The 20,999-nt window shown below is 36.9% G+C and carries 20 protein-coding genes and 1 riboswitch; of the genes, 7 read left to right on the top strand and 13 right to left on the bottom strand.

From position 1 onward, the window contains the following. Positions 1-38: 38 nt before the first annotated feature. From EG346_RS13300 to EG346_RS13315, 4 genes are read left to right on the top strand one after another with little or no spacing between them, the layout of a single operon-like run. Positions 39-788 (top strand): TPR repeat aerotolerance protein BatC, encoded by a 750-nt coding sequence (locus EG346_RS13300; protein WP_083564042.1) that lies wholly within the window; start codon positions 39-41, stop codon positions 786-788. Next, positions 788-2,527, top strand: coding sequence for a BatD family protein (locus EG346_RS13305; RefSeq protein ID WP_123879169.1), 1,740 nt, complete (start codon positions 788-790; stop codon positions 2,525-2,527). Before EG346_RS13300 ends, EG346_RS13305 begins: the two co-directional genes overlap by 1 nt. Positions 2,528-2,571: 44 nt before the next feature. Beyond that, entirely contained in the window at positions 2,572-3,174 is a 603-nt protein-coding gene (locus tag EG346_RS13310; RefSeq protein WP_034728847.1) for a MarC family protein, read from the top strand. Positions 3,175-3,179: 5 nt separating this feature from the next. Then, positions 3,180-3,374, top strand: a complete 195-nt coding sequence (locus tag EG346_RS13315) for a hypothetical protein (protein WP_034745893.1) — start codon at positions 3,180-3,182, stop codon at positions 3,372-3,374. A gap of 413 nt (positions 3,375-3,787) precedes the next feature. Here the strand turns inward: EG346_RS13315 and EG346_RS13320 are convergent, their stop codons facing one another. The 9 genes from EG346_RS13320 to EG346_RS13360 form a co-directional block, all read right to left on the bottom strand. Further along, a complete protein-coding gene (locus tag EG346_RS13320) occupies positions 3,788-4,753 on the bottom strand; it encodes a chorismate-binding protein (protein WP_123879171.1) in 966 nt (321 codons plus the stop codon). A 136-nt stretch (positions 4,754-4,889) separates the two neighbouring features. Then, positions 4,890-5,660, bottom strand: a complete 771-nt coding sequence (locus tag EG346_RS13325) for a hypothetical protein (protein ID WP_123879172.1) — start codon at positions 5,658-5,660, stop codon at positions 4,890-4,892. An 8-nt stretch (positions 5,661-5,668) separates the two neighbouring features. Next, complete coding sequence (locus EG346_RS13330; RefSeq protein WP_123879174.1) at positions 5,669-6,742, bottom strand: RNA polymerase sigma factor; 1,074 nt, start codon at positions 6,740-6,742, stop codon at positions 5,669-5,671. A gap of 7 nt (positions 6,743-6,749) precedes the next feature. Continuing rightward, positions 6,750-7,802, bottom strand: coding sequence for a hypothetical protein (locus tag EG346_RS13335; protein WP_123879176.1), 1,053 nt, complete (start codon positions 7,800-7,802; stop codon positions 6,750-6,752). A 106-nt stretch (positions 7,803-7,908) separates the two neighbouring features. Continuing rightward, positions 7,909-8,340: a PaaI family thioesterase gene (locus EG346_RS13340; protein ID WP_073333054.1), complete on the bottom strand. Its 432-nt coding sequence runs from the start codon at positions 8,338-8,340 to the stop codon at positions 7,909-7,911. Positions 8,341-8,406: 66 nt separating this feature from the next. After that, on the bottom strand, positions 8,407-9,009 hold the full coding sequence (locus tag EG346_RS13345; RefSeq protein WP_073333052.1) for a 1-acyl-sn-glycerol-3-phosphate acyltransferase: 603 nt from the start codon (positions 9,007-9,009) through the stop codon (positions 8,407-8,409). A 310-nt stretch (positions 9,010-9,319) separates the two neighbouring features. After that, on the bottom strand, positions 9,320-11,038 hold the full coding sequence (locus tag EG346_RS13350; RefSeq protein ID WP_073333050.1) for a PspC domain-containing protein: 1,719 nt from the start codon (positions 11,036-11,038) through the stop codon (positions 9,320-9,322). An 11-nt stretch (positions 11,039-11,049) separates the two neighbouring features. Further along, complete coding sequence (locus tag EG346_RS13355) at positions 11,050-11,379, bottom strand: PadR family transcriptional regulator (RefSeq protein ID WP_073333048.1); 330 nt, start codon at positions 11,377-11,379, stop codon at positions 11,050-11,052. A gap of 216 nt (positions 11,380-11,595) precedes the next feature. Further along, the gene (locus EG346_RS13360; RefSeq protein ID WP_123879178.1) at positions 11,596-12,930 is read right to left on the bottom strand and encodes a cytochrome P450; all 1,335 of its coding nucleotides are present in this window, start codon (positions 12,928-12,930) and stop codon (positions 11,596-11,598) included. A gap of 113 nt (positions 12,931-13,043) precedes the next feature. On the opposite strand from EG346_RS13360, the gene EG346_RS13365 reads away from it, so the two are divergent. The 3 genes from EG346_RS13365 to EG346_RS13375 all read left to right on the top strand — a co-directional run bounded on the left by EG346_RS13365 (position 13,044) and on the right by EG346_RS13375 (position 15,881). Further along, complete coding sequence (locus EG346_RS13365; RefSeq protein WP_123879181.1) at positions 13,044-13,724, top strand: XAC2610-related protein; 681 nt, start codon at positions 13,044-13,046, stop codon at positions 13,722-13,724. Positions 13,725-13,736: 12 nt separating this feature from the next. Beyond that, positions 13,737-14,327, top strand: a complete 591-nt coding sequence (locus EG346_RS13370) for an HD domain-containing protein (RefSeq protein WP_073333044.1) — start codon at positions 13,737-13,739, stop codon at positions 14,325-14,327. Positions 14,328-14,678: 351 nt separating this feature from the next. Beyond that, the gene (locus tag EG346_RS13375; RefSeq protein WP_123878212.1) at positions 14,679-15,881 is read left to right on the top strand and encodes an IS256 family transposase; all 1,203 of its coding nucleotides are present in this window, start codon (positions 14,679-14,681) and stop codon (positions 15,879-15,881) included. A 145-nt stretch (positions 15,882-16,026) separates the two neighbouring features. On the opposite strand, the gene EG346_RS13380 is transcribed toward EG346_RS13375, so the two are convergent. The 4 genes from EG346_RS13380 to EG346_RS13395 all read right to left on the bottom strand — a co-directional run bounded on the left by EG346_RS13380 (position 16,027) and on the right by EG346_RS13395 (position 20,908). Then, entirely contained in the window at positions 16,027-16,410 is a 384-nt protein-coding gene (locus EG346_RS13380; RefSeq protein ID WP_073333042.1) for an acyl-CoA thioesterase, read from the bottom strand. Between the two features lie 116 nt (positions 16,411-16,526). Next, a riboswitch (cobalamin riboswitch) is annotated at positions 16,527-16,705 on the bottom strand. 52 nt (positions 16,706-16,757) lie between these two features. Next, the gene (locus tag EG346_RS13385; protein WP_073333040.1) at positions 16,758-17,555 is read right to left on the bottom strand and encodes a hypothetical protein; all 798 of its coding nucleotides are present in this window, start codon (positions 17,553-17,555) and stop codon (positions 16,758-16,760) included. 151 nt (positions 17,556-17,706) lie between these two features. After that, on the bottom strand, positions 17,707-18,372 hold the full coding sequence (locus EG346_RS13390) for an ATP-binding cassette domain-containing protein (RefSeq protein ID WP_164466378.1): 666 nt from the start codon (positions 18,370-18,372) through the stop codon (positions 17,707-17,709). Positions 18,373-18,760: 388 nt separating this feature from the next. Then, a complete protein-coding gene (locus EG346_RS13395; RefSeq protein ID WP_123879185.1) occupies positions 18,761-20,908 on the bottom strand; it encodes an endonuclease MutS2 in 2,148 nt (715 codons plus the stop codon). Positions 20,909-20,999 lie beyond the last annotated feature (91 nt).

Below are 20,999 nucleotides of genomic sequence, written 5' to 3' on the forward strand. Positions count from 1 at the left end.
TCTGTTTATTAACATATAAACGAATAATTTTGCAGTTAATGAATACTAAAATCATTTTTTTATCGTTTCTTATTGCTTTCTCATTCTCAAGCGTAGTGTTTGGGCAGGAAAACTATAGAACTTTAGTGTATGAAGGTAATCAGAAATTCAATGGTAAAGACTATGACGGAGCTTCCTCTAAGTATATGGAGGCTGTAAAAACCAACGATAAAGATTTCACAGCGCATTATAACCTTGGAAACGCATTGTATAAAAGCAAAAAATATGAAGAGGCTAAAGCAGAGTTTGACAAAGCACAAAAGCTTTCGCAGACATTGCCTGATAAAACAGCCGCTCTTCATAACCTTGGAAATACCTATATGCAGATGAACCAGCCTGAAAAAGCAGCTGATTATTATAAGCAGGCTCTGAAGCAGAATCCTTACAATGAAGCAACCCGAAAGAATTACGAAATTGCCAAGCTGAAAGAAAAGGAAAAAGAGCAGCAGCAAAAAAATGAGCAGAAAAACTCAGGAAAAGGCGGTGGCGGTGATGATCAGAATAAAAGTGATGATCAGAAAGGCGATAAAAAAGATCAAAAGAATGATCAGGGCAGTGGCCAGCAGGAAGAAGGGAAGAGTGAAAAAGGAGATACTCCCAAGCAGGACCAGAATGATGAGGGGAAGATGCCTAAAAACCTTGAAAATGCCATATTAGATAAAGTAAGCGAAAAAGAAAAAGAAACCGCCAGAAAAATATTAAATAAAAATTCTTATTCGGTGCCCCAGAGCAACGAAAAAGATTGGTGATGCAACAGAAATTAATTTACATACTATTCATTTTTGCATCCGTAATTTCTTACGGACAGGTTAACCTGTTTATGGAATCTGATAAAGCAGAATACAATGGAAAGGATATTGTCAACCTTACGATTATTCTGGAACTTAATGGGGTGGATCTCGAGCCGCAGACCCGTTTCCAGCTTCCCGATCTTTCAAAATTTACCATTATTGGAAGCGGATCTGTGACCAATACCCTGATTGATCCCGCAACCAACACACTTGTTACTCAGAAAGTATCCAGAATTGCTCTTGAACCTAAGAAAAAAGGGAAAATTAAAATCGGTTCCGTACTGGTAACAGTGAACAATAAAATCTATAAGACAGAACCTTTTGATGTCAATATAAAAGATGTTGTTGAAAAGAGATCTCTTGCGACGAATATTTCCAGCGAGATGTATCTGAACATGGAGATAGAAGACCGTGAGGTCTACCAGGATCAGCCTACAGTTGCTGTATTAAGGGTGTATTCTAAAAACATGGACAACTTCAGAAAGGTAAAAGATGTTCGTCTTCCCCGTCAGGATAATATTAACGTTCATCCTATAAGTTTCACCAAGTCCGAGATTGACCCTTCAGGAGCCGGAAACATGGCGTCTCAGATTGTAGCGGTATTTATGGTCTTTCCTAATGAAGCGGGATACGTTGATGTTCCGTCTGTATCAGCATCGGTGAGTTCATATTCCAACAAAAATAAAATTGTTTCCAACAGAGTAAAGCTTAATGTAAAAAAACTTCCTGAGGGATCACCTGAGTATTTTAAAAATGCAGTCGGAAATTTCAGCGTAAATGTCTATAATGCATCAAAAGATAAAATAGAGGTTGAAAAACCGATTAATGTGATTATTAAAGTATCAGGAGAAGGAAACCTTCCGGATATGTATCTTCCGAAGATTGTTTCATCTCCCGATTATGAAGTTTTTAGTCCAAAAATTACGTCTAAAGTAGCTCCGGGAACTACAGGAATGAAGGGAGAAATTTTCGCGAACTATGTCGTGATTCCCAAAAAAGCAGGACCTATTTCAATCCAGACCGAACCGTTTGCATTCTTTGATCCGGCTAGCCGTGAATATGTTGACCTGGGACAGAAAACCCTTGCACTTAATGCCTTTTCACATGACCAAATTCTTGAATCCCGTACCACGGTTGAAAAAGTAAATGAGTATACCAATACCCTTTTAGAAACGGTAAATACGCCTGTTCTGAAGACAACTACATTTAAAGTAAAAGAAAAAAGTAAGTTCCACTGGAATATTCTTTTAACCAATATTGCCATTCTAATAGGATTATTTATCGTCTATCTGTTATTTAAAACTTGGCAAAAAAAGCGAGCGTTAGTTAGAGAAACAACATCTCCTAAACCACTTGGTTCTGTGGCTGAAACGGAAAGAGAAATTCGTGAAACACTGAAAACGGATATCAACGATTATTTCAGCTATCTAGAAAACCTTAAAGACAACGGAGATTATGAAAAGTTCTTTGATACCCTGGAGGAAATGGATCTGGAGGTAAGAAAACAGTATTTGCAAAGCTCTTCAGATGATTTCAGAATACGTCTGGAAAGTGATAAGGGATCTTCTGTTGCTGAAGAATACAGAAATTTATCACAACGGATTCAAATGGAGAAATACTCTCCTTTGAAATCAGCGGAAGGAATGGAGGAACTTTTAAAAGCAGTTGTTAATTTGTATTCACGAATTAGCAAATAATCACTTTTTTTTCATATTTTTGCGAAATTATTAATTACAAAGAGATGGAAATATTTAATGATTTCTCTATTAAAGAGATCGTTACCTGCTTTATGGTTCTTTTTGCCGTGATCGATATTATCGGTTCTGTTCCCATTGTGGTAAGCCTTCAGCAGAAATTTGGGCAGATTGAGGCCGGGAAGGCATCGATTACTGCCGGAGTGATCATGATCGTTTTTCTATTCGTAGGAAATAAAATTCTTAAGCTTATCGGAGTAGATGTGAATTCATTTGCCATTGCCGGAGCTTTTGTGATTTTTATCATAGCACTTGAAATGATTCTTGGAATTGAAATCAATAAAACCACTGAAGCAAAGGCTGCATCCATTGTCCCTATTGCGTTTCCACTGGTAGCAGGAGCCGGGACGCTCACAACAACATTATCTCTCAGAGCTGAATTTCATGACATTAATATTATTTTAGGAATTGTTCTCAATACAATTTTCGTATATTTGGTGCTGAAATCAGCAAAATGGCTGGAAAACAGAATGGGAGAGGCTACACTGTCTATTCTTCAGAAGGTTTTCGGAATCATCCTATTGGCTATTTCAATAAAATTATTCACCGCTAACTTTGCCCAATTGGTGCAGAACTATATTAATTTTTAAGAATCATGCAGAAGTTTTATAAAGTATTTCTAGTTGTGTTTATCGTTTTCATTGCCATCAATCTTTATGCATTAGACTGGCAAACGGATCTTTTATCAGAAGATAACCTGAAGTTTGTATTTTCAATCGCTTCAGCAGTTATTGGTTTGATTTTGCTTTTTGTACTGGATACATGGAGCAGAATTGGAGTGAAGAAGTAATTTAAGAATCACATTATTCTATATAATAAAACCTCTTTCAAGTGAAAGAGGTTTTTCGTTTTTACTACTGGTGGCTTCGAGTGTATCAATTTCAAAACTTGGCGCGGGGATACGTTTTTTTTTAACGCAAAGAAATTGATTACACTAATGATAAAGGGAAGCAAAGACGGAATCAATTTCATTGATTCGATTAAGCAGGCGCTCTGTCCTGAAGCTTCATCAGAGACGAAGTCGAACTCTTTGCCTCCTCCAACTCAAAAGCACTTTTCATAGAACTTTGCGTAAAAAAAATCATTTCTTCCTAAAGTTTTGCAGCTGATCCCTTCGAGTGTCTCCACCAGTATGTCACGTATGAAACTATGTGTAAATTCGAAAATATAAGAAAAATCCCTGGGTGGGTGCTACCGTTCACCCTAAGAAACCACAAGATTCTTTAAAACAGCCTCAGATTTCAGCTCTGTCTCACGCCATTCTTTTTCGGCATCGCTTTGCGCCGTTATTCCGCCGCCTACAAAAATGTGTACTGAATCTTTATACAATCTTGCACATCTGAGATTGACAAAGTACATAACCCATTCATCTGTTTCCACTTTGATATACCCGGCATATAATTCCCGTGGAAATTTCTCAAATTGCTGAATACTCTTTTTACAGAAGTCTTTTGGAATTCCGCATACTGCAGGGGTAGGATGGAGTTCGTGGATGAGATTGTCCAGATCCTCAGGCCGTATATGGGCTTTAAAATCTGTCCTCAGATGTTTGATATTTCCTGAAATATGATCGTAGGTCTCCGATAGCTGTAGATTGGCTGAGTAGTTTTCAAGAATATCTTTGATATAAGAGGTGACAGGTTTTTGTTCTTCAATCTCTTTTTCTGTCCATTCTTCAGATACAGGCAGCGTTCCGGCAAGACTCATGGTTTCAAATTCGTGGGTCGTTTTATTGAATTTTCCAAGGGTCTCAGAAAAAGCACCCATCCAGGCATTCTCTCCATCATTAAAGATGTATCTGAATGCGTTGGGATAAGTGATACAAAGTTTTTTAAAACTTTCTTTATAATCAATACCGTTAAAATCCCTGAAGATCTTTCTCCTTGAGTACACCAGCTTGGGAAGGTCATGGTTTTTGATGACATCAATGACCTGTTGAAGAGTATTGGTATATTCCTCTTTGGTCTCTTCCGTGAAATGACTTTCATCTTTCAAAAGTACTTCACTGGTCATTTCTTTTGGTTCAAATGGTTCAGAAGCTTCAGTGATGTTTCCTTCAAAACCGATCTGCCTTAACAGAGCAAAAGAGTGAAAGCTGATGGACTCGCTGCCCTGTTTTTGATCAGTTGAATATAATGTTTCGTTGAAAGGGAGTTTGAAATAAATCATGAGCTGTGAATAGATTTGGAGAATCACCACCCGGAAATAGTATACGAAACTCCCAGGTTGATTTTCCTTTCAGCAAAGGTATTATTAGTCTTAAAAATGTCAAAATTAAAAGCCCTGTTTTTTAGCGAAATATTTCTCATTTATATTCCTGATACTCCAGAGATAAAAGAAATTTTCGCGTCATCCGGTACTGAACTCCGAAAGAGTATCCAGGATTGATCTGTTTGGATTTGAAATCCTCCAGTTTGTTCAAAATGTTATTTTCCGGGACCATAAACTGCATTGTATAGACATTCTGATTGGCTAGAAATCCTATAAACGGCCTGATTTTTTTCCATTCATAAAATAATTTCAACTGTACTGCATATTCAAAGTGTTTGTTATTAAATTTTTGAAACAGGATAGGCTTCTGATCTTCTGTAAAATAATAGCCGTTTAACCAGGTATCTTCTCTATTGGCATCCAGATCAAAGGTGGAATTCCAGTGATATACATTTGCGGAAAGCATCAATGAAAATCGTTTATAAATACTTCCTGAAATCCATATTCCCGCATTGAATCCGAGTTGCTGTCTGTTTTCTGATGATTTTTTAGCCCAATTACTATTTTTAAAACCTATTCCGGCTTCAACACCGTATTCAAATTTTCTTGGTCTGATAGCTATACCTTTTGCTGTATCCATGAATGAAATGTATTCATATTGCTGTGTTACAGGAACAGAATTAAAGATCATTGAAGGGTTGAAATAGATGCCCAGTGGTTTTATTTTTAAGGCTTTTTCTAAATAAACGGTATCATAAACAATGACTTTCTCATAGACGTAAAGCGTATCCGTCTTTTTTCTCTGGCCATTGAGCGGATACAGAATAAACAAGAAAAGGATGAAAATTAATTTTTTTAAAGGCATAACGGGAATTATCTTTCAACGTAAATAGTGTCTCTCTGAATGATTTTTTTTACAACGATGATCTTTGTCGGAATGTTTTCCGCAGAATCTTTTACGATGATCTTAGGTTTATTTTGTGTTAATTTGCGGCTTTCTTCATGAACAACGGCCTGTTCAATACTATTGTTTTTTGGTATTTCTTTGTTTTGTAGCTCATCATTATTGGCACTCAAAACTGATTGGTTCAGGGTTTCCGTCTCAATTTTTTCATTGTTTTGAGCTGCTTCTGTACTTTCAGCTTGTATAAGGCTTTTGGAAATGATTGGACTGTCCGGTTTGAAAATAAGAACTGAGCTTAATATAATAACGAAAAGACTGGATGCTGCTACTGCTTTTATCTTCCAGCCCATACCGGAGTCTGATTTAAAACTGATATTCTGGATAGATATATTCTCCGGAATTTCAAGCAATCTGTCTGGCTGAAGTAAAAATTCCGAGAATTTACTTTTGAAAGTCTGTGCCCATAAAAGGCTTCCGAAACCCAGAAAAATTAGTATTTGAGTTATTTTCTTTTTTGGAGTATCAGGCTTGACTATCGTAGTAGCCAGATAATTTTGAATTGACTTTTTAGCTCTCAAAAGATGTGATTTCGAGGTATTGACGGAGATTCCCAGCATCTCTGCAATTTCAGCATGGGAATGGTTTTCTATACAATATAAATTAAATACCGATTTATGATGCGAAGGAAGATGATCTATAGAGGAGAGTAACTCTTCACGCGTAAAATCATAGGCAAGAACATACGTTTTTTCTTCCATATTTTCACTCATCGTTAATGATGTTGCTGACGTTTCTTTGTCAATAAAAATTTCTTTACTGCTTTTCCTTATATATTGAAGCGCATTATTGATCACAATTTTCTTAAGCCATGCGAACAATAGTTTTTCATCTTTAAGCTGATGACCTTTTTGCATGGCTGTAATGAAGCTGTCCTGAAGGATATCTTCCGCAGCGTATACATCCGGTATATATCTGCGACAAATCCCCAAGAGTTTTGGGGAATGTTCGCTGTATATTTTCTGCCAGTCGTAAGTATAATGCATGCCTGGATTAGTTCTTTACGACAAAAATAGAATTGAAGCAGCCTCTGCTGATATCTGCAATGCTTCCTGCTTCTACATTATTGATATAAAATTTCACTCCTGTTCCATTTGTATCTGTGTTGTATCGTGTCATGTAAATATTCTGGTCTTTTGCTACAAAGTGCCCGATTGTATTATAGCCTGCCGGATCATTGATCTGAACAAGAGTATTATTTTTGTAATAGAATTTTTTACCGATATAATAGATGTCTGAATTTTCAAAATAGAATTCTTCTATACCACTTTGGGCTATAGTAGCAGGAATTTGGATATCATTGCCTCCATTCATGTTTTTGAAATGAAAAGTGTTGTTAGTATCTCTTAAAAGCATGTGCAGTCCAGTCTGATCTGTTATAAAGCGGCGAGGAAACAGGTTGCCGTTCATGGCATTATAAGTATTGTTTTTGTAGTATCCCAAATCCCAATTAGTCATTCCCGCAGCGTTGTTGGTGAAGTTTTTACGTAAGGCAACATATACATTGTTGTTGTCAACTCCTAAACAGCCGAAAGCAAACTGATTGTTTTGCCCGAATGTTTCCAATACGGTCTTGACTCCATTTTTCCAGTAACAATGTTGATAAAGGTCCTGCGAAGAAGTAGGGTTCGGATTTTTGACAATTCCGGTGAAGTAGATATCACCATTATATATTGTCAGTCTATTCCAGATCTGAAGTTTGTATTTGTCACTATTTGTATTCGGAGCTTCGTTTATATAATCTGCAACATTATATTTTATTCCGTTTTTCCAGAAATACCATGTGGGAGGGGTGTTTGTGCCTGGAACATTATTGGCCATAATATAAATATCATTATGATCTACGACAAGCTGGCTTGCTTGGATATCTTGTCCTCCCGGCAGAAAATGTTGCTGTCCGTTTTTCCAGTAGCATGCTTTGTAGTCGTCTATACCACCAAGGTAAACATCATAAGATGCAGTTTTTTTTTCAAGAAGTTCAGTATCATTATCACTGCATGAGATGACAAATAATAAAAGTAAGAATGGTAAAAAAAGTGTTTTCATGGTTACTATTTTCTTATAAGATGACGAAAAAGAAAAAGGTTGCAGCAAGTATATAAAAAAAGACTCAATTTTTTTGAGTCTTTTTATTTTTGGCTGATGTTTTAAACTATCTCAGAAGAATGTTGTTCGTCATCGTGGTATGATTGATGAGCGTTCCTTTTTCATCCCTGATCTCAATTTCTGAAACATGCATCGTCTTTCCTTTTCTGATGAAACGGGCCGTAGCGGTTACAATTCCGTCTTTTTTACTTTTAAGGTGGTTGGAATTGATATTCGTTCCTACGCCATAATATTTGCTGCCATCGATAAAAATATTGGATAGGCTTGACCCTAAAGTTTCTGCCAGAACACAGCTTGCACCACCATGCAGAATACCAAAAGGCTGATGTACCTTTGGCTGAACCGGCATAGTCGCAGTAAGAGTTTCATTGTCAACGTCGATATCGGTGAATTGTATTTCAAGTGTTTTGGCTAATGTGACACCGTTTCCCCAGTTGTTTAAAAACGTAAGGAGTTCTTCTTTAGTCTGACCTTTCATTTTATAAGTGATGAATGATAATTGATAAATTAATGAGCAATGGAATAAAAGTAATTTCGCTGACTTCTAACTTCTAACTTCTTCTTCAGTGCCTGTTCCCATAATATTCGGATTCCAGTTGGCAGGAATTTTAGGTCCGATGTCATTTTTAATATAATACTCCTGGATTTCTTCCATAATCTCTGAAAAAGGAGCAGAAGCAATTCTTTCATAAGGAATGGTGTAGCCCAGATAGACGATATTTCTTTTAAAATCGCCGGCAGCAAGAACGATAGGCACTTTTGCGGCTAATGCCATATGATAAAATCCTTTTCTCCATTTCGGAACCCAGCTTCTTGTTCCTTCAGGCGTAATAACAAGACTGAAATCTTCTTTTGCAAACTGTTTGGCGACAAAACTTACCAGATCATTTTTCTGCGTTCTGTCGATCCCGATTCCTCCCAGGCCTCTTACAACACTGCCGTACCATGCTTTGGTGTGGGCATCTTTGATAATGATTTTAAGAGGTTTCCCGAGAGACCAGTAGGCAAGATTTCCCAATAGATATTCCATGTTGTGGGTGTGGGGTGCTACCACAAGGATACATCGGTCTAAGCTTTTTGCATCACCCTGTAAAACAACTTTCCAGCCCAACAGCTTTAACATTAATTTACCTATCAGTTTTCTCATATATCTTTAAATTAAAAACAAAAAAGTATAACCAAACAGGTTATACTTTACAAATATATTGAAATATTATCGCTCTTAAAACAAACCGCTGATTAAATCTGCGATCTTCATTACAATTTCTAGTGCAACTTGTACCATGGTTAGGGTGTTTTTTATTGATTTGGTTAATTTTTTTTAACTATACGAATGTATAACATTTTTTTAACATAGCGAACTAAATACTAATATTTTTTTCGTTTTCTGAGAGAAGAAGAGTGTGAATTTCAAACGGTTGCCTTCCATTCACACCTCCTGCACTCTCTGAAGTTAATTATTTAGTTTGTATGGAAATTTCGTCTTTTCCGTCTTTGATTTTGATGTCTACGTTCTTATTCATCTTTTTGATGGTAGACTTCATGGAATCCATTACTTTGTCTGCCTGGGAATTCGGAACTTTTTTCCCATTGATGATAATACTGTCTTTATCATCAGAGTTGTATTCTATCGTAGAACCATTAACTGAGATCTTGTTTTTTTCAATTCTGATCTTTCCGTTTTCGTCCTGATCCTGATCGTCATCATTGATTCCGTCTCCGTTCAAATCTCCGTCAAAGTCCATTCTGTCTTTTTTCAATGGAATTACTACTGCATTCTGAGGAACAACCAGTTCGTAATCTACTCTGTAATGTCTGAATCTGTGCTCATAAGGATACTTGATGTAGTTCGGAAGCAATACCTTATTGCCTACTATTTCTACAGGGACGTTGATCTGAACCGGAACGTTATAGCCGTTTCCTTCTTTTTTAATGATCAGATAAGGTGTTTTCACTTCCGGCTTTCTTGTTACCTCTACAGAGATATAATCTTCTTTATAAACCGTTTTCTTGTCAGAATAAATATCGTCATCATATGCCGTGAAATTCTGAGGAATATTGACTTGTTTCAAATCTACATAAAGCGTATCTGATGTCGTATTGATGGCAATATTTTCTGTGTCTTCCTTGCTGCCCTTGTAGATCAGGTTTTTCTTTGCCATGCTCACTCCGAAATAGGTTCCCAGGCCAATCAATATAAGAAATAATGCTCCGATCACCCATCCGATATTTCTAAGCTTTGTTTTTGGTGAAAATATACGGATACTCAATAAACTGAACAGAATCGTAGGAATAAGACATCCGATGATCATAATGGCTACCAGAACTTTGTCCAGACCGTTATCATCCATATAGAATCTCATTTCATTAGCACCTGGAAAATCTGCATCCATACCGAATAATCCGAAGATAACAAATATACCGATGATGCTTCCTACTGCCATTAATACAAAGATGGATCCTACAAAATATTTGATGATGTTCCAAACTCCGCTGCCCGCATTGTCAATGTAAGGCTTGGATTCGTTGTACATTTCTCCGACTCTCTGAGTAGATTCGTTGGCAAACTGAACCAATTTATTAGACTCATTTTTAAGATTGTCGAAGTTCATAGGCTTTCCCTTCATTTTCAGGAAATCTGCAGCTGTTTCTGCTCTTGGAAGTACAATCCAGAGAATGACATAAAGAAGACCGATCAGTGATGAAGAAATAGCTGCGGTGAAGATACCCAGAATAAATATTCCCAACCAGATCGCTCTCATCGCCGTAATGTCCATTCCTACATAGTGGGCAAGTCCTGCACATACCCCTGCGATCTTTTGTCTTTCAGGATCGCGGAACAATTGTTTCTTGTCTGTATATTCTGCTCCTGAGTGAGTGTTTTTTCTTGTATTTTTCTCAGAAAAGTAAGCTTCTTCCTGCTCTTCGATCTTTTCAGGAGATCCAATCTGTGCAATTACTTTTTCTACGTCTGTATCGTTGATTACTTCACGTTTTCCTAAAGAATCTCTGAAGATTTCAACCATTCTTATTTCTATATCATGCATTACCTCCTCCTCCTCTGAAGCGTCCAATGAGCTTCTCAGTGCATTCAGATAATCGCTGAGCTTTATATATGCGTGTTCTTCTATCGTGAAAGAAAAACCTGCGAGTCCTATTGAGAGTGTCTTGTTCATAGCTTTGTTTTTTATATTTTTTGAGTGATTTGATTGACTGACGCTGTCAGCTCTGCCCAGGTATTTTGTAGTTCAGTTAGGAAAAGTTTTCCTTTTTCTGTGATCTGATAATATTTTCTTGGTGGTCCTCCTGTAGATTCTTCCCATCTGTAGGAGAGAAATTCTCCATTTTTCAGTCTTGTAAGGAGAGGATAGAGGGTGCCTTCCACTACATCCAGTTTTCCTTTTTTAAGTTCATCAATTAGGTCGGAAACATACATTTCACGGTGATTGATGAGACTTAAAATACAGAATTCCAGAATCCCTTTGCGCATTTGCGCTTTGGTATTTTCAGTATTCATCTTTAATAGGTTTTGTTAATTAGTTATATGTTAAGAAGAATACTCCTAGCTAGATGAGCCTCTTCTTATTTTACATTACAAAGATATGTAATTAAAATGGTAATATGCAATACAAAGTAGTGAAAAAATACAAATAAATGACGTAACTAACTGAAAATCAGTTTTATTATTTTTATTGATCAATTTAAAAAAAATAAATGGTTAAAAAAAATAAGGTCAAATAGCTGATAATTTTCCTTTTAAGCTTGTGGTTCTTAACGTAACAAGAGCTTTTTTGTCTAATTCTTTCTGATAAGATATAAAACTGAATTTTTTGTAGAATTTACGGACGATAAGAGCCATTTCCATCATGGCAAAGTGTTCACCAATACAAAGTCTGGGGCCTGAACCAAAAGGGTAGTAAGCAAAATTCTTTGCATTTTCATCGTCAAAACGCTCGGGAATAAAAGAGTTCGGATCTTTCCAGTACTTCGGATTTCGGTGAAGACCACTGATATACAGTATAATCAAAGTGTCTTTCGGCCAGGAATATTTCTTGAAACTATCATTTTCCAAAGCCTGACGATCAATTGCCCACGCTGGAGAATGGAGGCGCATCGCTTCTTTGATGATGTTTGAAGTAAAAGATTTTTTCATTAAGCTATCAGAAGTAAAAACCATTTCCTCTTCGTCAGCGATCTCTTTTTTTAATTTTTTCTCAGCATCAGGATTCTGACTGATCTCAAAAAAGATAAAAGTCAAAGCATTGGCTGTTGTTTCGTGGCCAGCAATGAAAAGGATCAGCATTTCATCAACCAATTGTTCATCAGACATCGGAAGTTGCGTGTCTTCATATCTTGTCTGGATGAGCATGTCCAGCAAATCATTCTTCTCTTCCGTTGTATTTCTTCGCTTATCTAAAACTTCCTGAATAATGGCCTTTCCTCTTTCGCTTTTTTCAAGAGTCCTGTCGAGTACTCCCAAAAATTTCAGAATTTGAGAATAGAAAGGCAGACGGACTTCTTTCGCGAAAACTTCCTGAACTTCTGTAATGATTTTACCCAGTTCTTTTATCCGGTTTTCATCAATATCAGAACTGAAAAGAGTCTTGGCTACAATATTAAAAGCAAGCTTGTGAAAGAAATCATAAAGATCCACATCCTGTTCAGGTCTAAATGATTGAAAAGCTTTATCAATTTCTTCTTCCATAATGGAAACAAGGTTGCTGATTTTCGCTTTACTGAAACCGGGTTGGATCAGTCTTCTCTGCTTTAGCCAGTCTTTTCCGTTGTTAGTAAGCAAACCGTTTCCCAGATACTTTCCTAAAGTGATGGACTGTATCTCAGATTTGTAATAGTTTTTATGATTTTGCTTTAAAATATATTCTGTGAATTCTTTATCCTGAGAAAAAATAAAGTTTTTATGAGTCAAACTTGATTTAATACAATAGGTATCTCCTGCCATCTTATGATTCCCGGTAATAACCTCTAAAGGATTTTTTAACCCTTTGAATAGAGAATACAACTTTCTTGTTCCTTTAATTTCCGTTGGATAATTGAATTCTGGAGCCATATGATATATTTTTAATAAAAATACAACTAATCTGTTACATGAAATAGCTTTCAGTCAAAACCCTTATTTTTGCATAGAATTTGTTTGAAAAAATTCAATTAATACCCAATCACATGATCAATACATCCCTATTTTACAAGTCTTTATCAGCTCTGATGCTGCTTGGACCTCTTTGCTTCGGGCAATACCGTTTTGCTATGGAAGGGGCATCCAAAAAATACAATACCGAAATTGATGTTGAAGAATGCCTTACCGATCAGTGCGGGCATAAGGCCAATGTCGTTTTGTTCAATAAAAACGGTGAAAAAATACAAACACTGGTTTCAGATAACCTGATTTTATCTTTTAAAGAAAGCTTTAAGCCTTCAAAAGTAAATGTAATATCGCTTACTCAGGAAATGGTCTATGAAAGTCCTGTTGTCTTTGGAGATTTTAATTTTGACGGTACAGAAGATGTTGCACTCAGAAATGGTAACGCAGGGAATTACAGTAGTGCTTCATATGATGTCTATGTCTTTAATTCGACACGGAATCAATTTGTCCCAAGTAAAGAACTTACCAACATTGCGAGCAATTATCAGGGAATGTTTGAGGTGGATTACGAACGTAAACGATTAATAACGTATGCAAGATCAGGAGCTTCACTGCATTATACTTATGAATACCAGGTGATTCCTAATAAAGGAATCGATTTGGTGTATGAAAAAATCGGAGATGTAAGTGAAGATCCTCCAAAAATAACCGTAAGAGAGAAGATCAGTAATAAATGGGTGGTTAAAAAATCATCTAAATAATAAAAAAAGAAAATGAAAATACAGAAGGAGATCGATTTTATCCTGGCCGTAGATGCCCTGAAAAATGTACAGAGAAGAAATTATAATGCGGATGATTCCAGAAGGGAAAATACAGCTGAGCATTCATGGCAGATCATTATTCTGGCCCAGATTCTTTACCCTTATGCTAAAAACCGGGCGGATATTGATCTTTTAAGAGTCATAAGAATGCTTTCCATCCATGATCTGGTGGAGATCGAAGCTGGAGATACTTTCCTTTTTGATGAAGAAGCAATGGTGGGGAAATTTGAAAGAGAAAAAATTTCAGCACAGAAAATTTTCGGAATTCTTGATGAGCCTTTGCGCACAGAATTTTTTGAACTTTGGCTTGAATTTGAAGAAGAAAAAACTCCGGATGCTATTTTTGCTTGCTCCATCGACAGGATTATGCCATTTATTTTAAATGCTCACACGTCAGGAAAAAGCTGGACTGAAGCTGGCGTTACGGAAAAGCAGATCAGAAATATGCTTGAAAATGCCATTACCAGAGCATCGGATGAAATGGGGGAGGCTTTTCAAACGTTGCTTAGCAGGAGTTTGGATACTGAAAAAGTTGTTAGATAATGGGACAGACAATTGATACAATAGTTTATAACGATCTGTTTTGACGATTATCTTAGGTTATTAGAGATGTAGGGAACGACCTAATAAACTGTAAGGTTAAGAAAATGGATTCTGTGAACGTTAAGAAAACTCTTATGTTTGAGTGCGGCACAAAATACGATTCTTACTATAGATAGCTAACGCAAGAGTTTTAGAGTTTTTAGAGAACAGATTTCATTTTTAGTGGAAGTTTCCAGTGGTAGTGTCTCACTAACTGTGTAAGTTGAAAAGTTATTCTGGAAAATTTTGAGCCCTTAGAGCTCAAAAAATTTTACGGAAATAACTTTTTATTATTTTTAACATTACATAGTTATGATTGACAAAGAAGATTTATTAAACAACAAGGATTTCTACAAATCCTTTAAGAATGGGGAAGATTTAACATCCTTCTTCAAAGAACTGCACAAAAAAGCCGTGGAGCATATGTTGGATGCAGAGCTGGACAGTCATCTGGATAACGAAAAGCATGGTAAAACAACTAATGGAAATTATCGAAACGGTCATGGAACCAAAAAGATAAAATCGTCTTTTGGGGAATCCGAGATTAAGGTTCCCAGAGATAGAGAAGGTAGTTTTGAGCCCGCATTAGTTCCCAAAAGGCACAACATTATCGATGGTTTAGAAAACATCATCATCTCATTCTATGCCAAAGGAATGAGCGTATCAGACATTGAGGAACAAATCCGTGAAATGTATGATTTTGAGGTTTCTACTTCCACCATATCACGAATAACCAATGCGGTTGCAAGTGAAGCAGTAAGTTGGCAGAACCGCCCGCTTGAAGATTTGTATCTCATTGTCTGGATGGATGGGATTGTTTTCAAAGTAAGGGAAAACTCCAAAGTCATTAATAAAACAGTTTATCTGGCTGTTGGATTAAGCCGTGACGGGAGAAAGGAAGTATTGGGAATGTGGCTTGGAAAAAATGAAAGCTCAGCATTCTGGATGAGTGTTCTCACAGATTTAAAAGCCCGTGGTGTGGAGGATATTCTCATCACCGCCACCGATAATTTAAACGGATTTACCCAGACGATCCGCTCTGTCTTTCCCGAATCTCAAACCCAGATTTGTGTTGTGCATCAGATCAGAAATGCCTGCAAATATGTGGTATGGAAGGACAGAAAAGAATTCTCTGCCGATATGAAGCATATTTACACCGCTCCAACAAAACAAGCAGCTGAACAAGCACTCAATGATTTTGCAGATAAATGGGAAAGTAAATATTCTTATGCTATCCAATCCTGGAGAAACAATTGGGATGAACTTACTGTATTTTTTGATTTTCCTTTAGAGATCCGAAAAATCATTTATACAACTAATTTAATTGAAAATCTAAACGGAAAAATCCGAAAATACACCAAAAACAAAATGTCTTTTCCTACCGATGATGCCGTAATGAAATCAGTGTATCTGGCATTAAAAGAAGCTACTAAAAAATGGACGATGCCTATCCAAAATTGGGGCATTGTTCTCAATCAATTTATCCTTATTTTTGAAAAAAGGCTCAGATTATAAAATCCAAGCCTAACTTTTTAACTTACACACTTTGTGGGATAGTGTCTTTCCAGTCTTGAATTTTTGGTTCATTTTGCTTCAAGGCAAAAGAACCCAATTGTAAAAATAGTTTCGGGCGGCCTCTGGCCGTCCGAAACTATTTTTATTACAGTATTCTGATAGGCTTCTTTTCTTCATCAATAGCCACAAAAGTAAAATCTCCAACGATCGCTCTTTCTCTTTCATAAGAGTACATTTGCTCTGTATAGATCTCTACATTCACTTTCATACTCGTTTTTCCGACATAGGAAACTTTCCCTATCAATTCTACAATCGTTCCTGCTGGAATTGGTTTTTTAAAATCGATTTTATCGCTGCTTACGGTTACCACTCTTTTTCTTGCGAAACGGGTTGCCGTGATAAAGGCTACTTCATCCATCAGCTGCATAGCAGTACCTCCGAAAAGTGTATCGTAATGGTTGGTGGTATTTGGAAAAACCGCTTTAAAAATTCTGGTTTCGGATGCTGCAATTCTTTCTTCTGTCGTCATATTTCATTATTAATTAATGCGAAATGAAATACTATCAAAATAACAGAGCCATGACAGGAATCATAGGAATTCCTGAAGCAGTCCATCAGATCAATAAACTTCAAATCGCGAAAGTTTCTTGTTTAAAGAAATAGGCAGGTCTCCTGACTTGTAACATCATTTATCTCCTTCCCGTGCCCTGCACAGTGGATCCTTGATAAAGACTTCAGTTACTTACAGTTGCGCGACAGTCCGTGATTTTCACACGGTTCCCTTTTCATCTGCGTTAAGCAGAACCAGTTTCTGTGATGAATAAGCGTTATACTTTTTCAGGGCAAAAATAAGAATATTACAGAGAAAAACGGCAATTATTCCGGACTATTGTAAATAATCTGGCTCATCACTCTTCCTTCCTTGATGGCCCAAAGCGTGATATACCGGTTTTCACCCGAGCCGTTGATCATATAAAGATAGATATGATCATTGTCAAGAGCCGTTACTCCTACATTATTGAAATCCATTGTAGGCTGGAACATATTTTTAATGGCTTCCCTTACAAAAACGGAACCTCGTCCGGGCTGCTGAACTCGGATCGATTTGATCTCTGTCATGCCTTCCGGAAGTGCATCCTTGATTCCCCAGGGTTTTACTTTATCTATAGTAAGAATCTTTCCATTCGCATCTTTTTCCTGTTTTCTGTAGCCGGCGTTCGATGGATACACATCGATGACTACTTTTGTTCTCTGGGAAGTTGGTATTTTAGGATTGCTGTTGTCCGTAAAGATAAGTGATTTTCCGTTCTTGGATTTAGACGGTGTAAACTGTGGAAGCTGGTCGATAAAAGCGATACGGCCTTTATTCACCATTCCTTCCTTTTCAAGATTTTCATATCTCACAAAAGGTTTTTCCTCATCCTGCTTTTCGGGATATTTGATCCATATCCATTCCGTTTCTCCCGGGGCAGGCTTTACATAAACAAATACATCTCCTTTGCGCATTCTGATCTTGTCTACTATTTTTCTGTAGTCATCCTTGTGGACACGTACATTGGCATAGCCTTCTTCAGCTTTTACCACACCGAAAGGAACTTTATTCTGTCCTTTCACAAATGCTAAAGAAAAAAGACTGAAAGCGGATAAGTACAATGCTCTGTTTACGGAAATCATTTTATGAAATTTTTTGATCCCTCAAATATATAAATTAAATGTTTTTTTTGATCATTAAAATTTTGTTGTATTTGCTTAAATTGATCAATACCTTCCGAAATAAACATAAAATTCTTCATTAATCATATCCTGCTGCTGATATCTCATGCGATTATTGATTTTTAGGAAGGTAATTGAATTGCTGTAGTTCTTTAATCCCCTGGACTTTTCGCAAATAAGTATCTGAGAGAAGATAAAGATCATCGGACATCTCTAATAAGGTCTTGTAATGATGGTCAGAGATGATTATACCTTTGTACCGGGCCTGGCTTTTAATGATCTTTTCCAGTTCGTCAACAGCTTTAGGAGAAACGCCGCTGAAAGGTTCGTCCAATAAAACAAATTCCACATCTGAATAAGTAATAATCAAGGTTTCAATAATTTTTTTTTCACCGCCAGAAAGATTTCTTACGGTTTCATCCAAAAATGGTTGTATCATTTTTAAACCGTAAAGTTTTTCCGTATTTTCTAGGGTACAGAACAAAGGAATAAGCTTCCTTATTTTACATTCTTTTGGAAGAAATGAAGAGCGCTGGGGTAGATAGGCAATTTTATTTTTCCTGTCCGATAAGCTTTTAAGAATCGTTTCATTTAATTTAATAAACTGTGTATCCCCTTTTACTGTCCCAAAGATAATTTCGAATAAGGTAGATTTCCCACCACCCGAAGGACCCAGAATACCTGCAATCTTACCAGTTTCACAGCTTAGGTAGATGTCCTGCAGAATTTTTCTTCCGCCAAAAGATTTGGTGATACTGTCGATGTGAAGTCTGTTCATAGGAATCGCGTCATAACTTTGATCATTAAACTTAATAATCCCGTGAATCCCCACAAAAACCATTTTGAAAATCCAAAATTGGCGTAAAAAAAATATTCGTTTTTGAGCCGTATGTCATAAATGAAAAAATGGAGCAGAGGAAAGATAAGAAAAAAGCATAATCCAAAATTTTCAATGCTCAATTGAGTAAAGAAGCACAGTAACAGCGAAAATGAAATAGCAGGGATTAGTAATTTTCTATAAAAAATCCAAAGGACACGTAAGCTTTTATCCATGATCCAAAAATAACAAGAAAATTTGATCTGTATGCTTCAATAGGCAATGTTTAGGAGTTAAAATAAAATAGCACTGAACATTCAGCGCTATTTTTATGTTTAAATGAACATCATTAAATTCTCTCAAGTTCATCCGCATTAATCGTTGTCTTAAAAGTTCCATAGTTCACGATCACTTTATTCTTGGAAATTTTTTCAATCGTTCCTACGCTGGTACTTCCGGGAATACGCACACGCTGTCCCTCTTTCATCCATACGGCACGGTCGGTTTTACGTTTCTCCTCCAGTTTTTCATTGGTTTCAGCGATTTTTTCGATCACATCATCCTTTTTCAGTTGCTGGGTGATCTTTCTTTTAACCACCTGAAGACGCTTGGTTTCGTCTTTATCCGCACCAATTTTCCTGAATTTTTCCTGCTCAAGAATTTTCACAAAATCCTTTACTACATCCTTTCTCGATTTACCTTTTACATAACTGTCGATAAATGTTTCAATTTTATTCCCAAACTGAAGTTTGCGGTGTTCCTCCTCATACAATTTTTGGAAATTGAACAGTTTCTGTTGCAACTGTTCATTAAGTTTCTGGAGATTGTCGCGTTTATCTTCTACCGATTCTTTTCTTTCAGCCAGATCGGTTTTCAGTTTTTCAACTTCAAATTTTTCCTGCTGAAGCTTTACAATCGTTTTATCAAGATTAACAATATCATGCTCTACTTTCTTTTTGGCAGCATGAATGATAAATCTCGGAATTCTGTTCTTCTCCGCTACTTCAAACGTAAATGAACTTCCTGCCTGTCCTACCTCCAGTTTATACATCGGTTCAAGTGTTTCTTCATCGAAAAGCATGGCCGCATTTTCAGCATTCGGAAGCTCTTCAATGACAAGCTTGATATTGGTATAGTGAGTCGTAATGATCGCAAAACTTTTTTTGTCATAGAAATACTCCATGAAACTTTCCGCCAGTGCACCACCGAGCTCAGGATCAGATCCTGTTCCGAATTCATCGATAAGAAGCAGGGTATTCGCATCCGCCTCACGGATGATTCCCGACATTTTCTTAAGTCTTGAGGAATACGTTGACAAATGGTTCTCGATCGACTGGTTGTCTCCGATATCTGTCATCATCTTTTCAAAAAAGAACATTTCAGATCTTGGATGCACAGGGACGAGAATTCCGCTTTGGATCATCAGCTGAAGCAATCCGACTGTTTTCAGAGTGATGGACTTTCCTCCCGCATTCGGTCCCGAAATACAGATAATTCTGTTGTGATCCGTTAATGATAGCGTCTGTGGGAAGATCGTCTTGTTTTCTACTTTATTTCTAAGCCATAACAGAGGATGGAATGCATCTTTCAGCTTCAGCGTTCTGTGACGGTTGATTTTTGGAAGTATTCCGTTCACCAGTTCAGCAAATTTTGCTTTCGCTCTCGTCAGGTCAAGATCAAAAATATACACCTGATATTTCCATAGCTGAGGCTGGAATTCTGCCAGTTCAGCGGTAAGTTTTCTCAGGATCTTATCAATTTCTTTCTTCTCTTCCTCTTCACTTTCCTTAAGCTTAAAGTAATGTTTTACCACACTATCCGGCTGCATATAGGTAATGGAACCCGTTTTTGAAATTCCTAAAACCCTTCCCGCAACTCGTTTCTTAAATCCTGATTTTACGGCTAAAACTCTCTGATCTTCAATAATAGTTTCCCGGATATCATCAAGGAAATCACTTTGTCCGTAATTGAACAATGCGCGGTTGAAATTTTCCTGTATTGCTTTTTTAGCGTGCTGGATTTCGGCTCTCAGTTCTTTTAAAACGGGAGAAGCATCACTTTTTACTTCTCCAAAACGGTTAAAGACTTTGTCTACCTTATCAATAATCTCTTTCTTAAACTCCAGCACAGAAACATCACCTATTAAAGTAGGGAAGGTGTCCGGCATGGTGGCGAAAAACTTCTGAAGCTTTCCTATCTGTTCAGTTAAGGTTTTTATTTTGATGAAAGCATTGTTTTCCAAACGGTAATTCTCGATCAGCATTACCTTCAGCTCACTTTCAATATCTTCATACTCATCAAACGGAATCGCATTTGAACTTTCAAAACTCGAGAGGTATTCCGACGTTTTTTTCAGGGAAAGTTCCGCCTCGTCAATTTCCATGGGACGAAGTTGAAGAATTTTTTCTCTCGTTTTCGGAGAGTACGCAAATGGAGAGATCTCCGCGAGCAATTGCGGAAACTCTAATTCGTTTAAATCTTCTTTATTTATATACACACTGCAAATTTAGTGAGAAAATGTGAATCTGCTGACGGACAATTTGAAAATGAGCTAATTTGAATAGTTGACAGCGTCTATTAATTGAACC

This window comes from Chryseobacterium carnipullorum, from assembly GCF_003815695.1.
In the GTDB taxonomy this organism is placed as follows: Bacteria; Bacteroidota; Bacteroidia; order Flavobacteriales; family Weeksellaceae; genus Chryseobacterium; species Chryseobacterium carnipullorum.